Source organism: Allobosea sp. (assembly GCF_030695125.1).
GTDB lineage: Bacteria > Pseudomonadota > Alphaproteobacteria > Rhizobiales > Beijerinckiaceae > Allobosea.
This window is the reverse complement of the sequence record NZ_JAUYTP010000052.1, coordinates 1-1,522: the sequence shown is the minus strand read 5'-3', so window position 1 is coordinate 1,522 and position 1,522 is coordinate 1. Positions and strand designations below refer to the sequence as shown.

The window sequence follows — 1,522 nt, the reverse complement described above, 5'->3', positions numbered from 1 at the left end:
GGCACCGTAGCTGCAACTGACAATATTCTGCAGGCGATCCAGAAGGTTGACGGAAATATTGCTTTAAAAGCGCCATTAGCTTCACCAACCTTCACCGGAGCTCCAACTGCACCAACTCAAAATCAGGGAGATAACAGTACTAAGATTGCAACCACAGCATACGTTGATGCAGCAGCAGCAGCAGGCGTAGTTGATGCTACAGATGCAGTAAAAGGCAAAATCCAGTTAGCTGGTGAGCTTGGTGGAACAGCGGCTTCACCAACCATTACCAATGCTGCTGTGATCGGCAAGGTGTTGACTGGCTTCTCAGCCGGAGCAGGCACCGTAGCTGCAACTGACAATATTCTGCAGGCGATCCAGAAGGTTGACGGAAATATTGCTTTAAAAGCGCCATTAGCTTCACCAACCTTCACCGGAACGCCAAGTTTACCAACTGGAACTACCGGTATTACTCAGGCCGCAGCAGACAACAGCACCAAATTGGCTACCACAGCATATGCTGATGCCGCAGCCGGATCCGCCGTAACTGGTAAACAAAACACACTGACCAATTCAGCAGGCCTTGCCGGCGCATTGGATGATGAAACCGGAACAGGCCTTGCAGTATTTGCAACCAGTCCGACACTGGTTACCCCGAACCTGGGTACACCAAGTACTTTGGTTGGAACAAACATCACCGGAACTGCTGCAGGCTTAACTGCAGGAACAGTTACTACGAACGCGAACTTAACAGGAGTAGTTACGTCTACCGGAAATGCCACTTCGATTGCTAATGGCGCGATCACCAATGCGATGCTGGCTAATGCAGCCGTTGCCAACTTATCAGGGACAAACACAGGCGATCAGGACCTGAGCGCTCTTGCCCCACTAGCGAGTCCGGCTTTAACCGGAACACCAACTGCACCAACTCAGACTGCAGCAGATAACAGTACCAAGATTGCAACCACAGCTTATGCTGATGCCGCAGCCGGAGCCGCCGTAACTGGTAAACAAAACACACTGACCAATTCAGCAGGCCTTGCCGGCGCATTGGATGATGAGACCGGAACAGGCCTTGCAGTATTTGCAACCAGTCCGACACTGGTTACCCCGAACCTGGGTACACCAAGTACTTTGGTTGGAACAAACATTACCGGAACTGCTGCAGGCTTAACTGCAGGAACAGTTACTACCAACGCCAACTTAACCGGCGAGGTTACTTCAACTGGTAATGCAACTACGGTAACCAATGCAGCAGTAATCGGCAAAGTACTGACCGGCTTTTCATCCGGAGCAGGCACCGTAGCTGCTACAGACAATATCTTAGAGGCGATCCAGAAGGTTGACGGAAATATTGCTTTAAAAGCGCCATTAGCTTCACCAACCTTCACCGGAACGCCAAGTTTACCAACTGGAACTACCGGTATTACCCAGGCCGCAGCAGACAACAGCACCAAACTGGCTACCACAGCATATGCTGATGCCGCAGCCGGAGCCGCCGTAACTGGTAAACAAAACACACTGACCAATTCAGCAGGCCTTG

The 1,522-nt window shown here is 51.1% G+C and carries 1 protein-coding gene; it reads left to right on the top strand.

Annotation, left to right across the window (positions count from 1 at the left end):
* Nucleotides 1–1,522 (top strand): hypothetical protein (locus tag Q8S38_RS17635; RefSeq protein ID WP_305681688.1); only part of this gene is annotated, 1,522 nt, incomplete at both ends.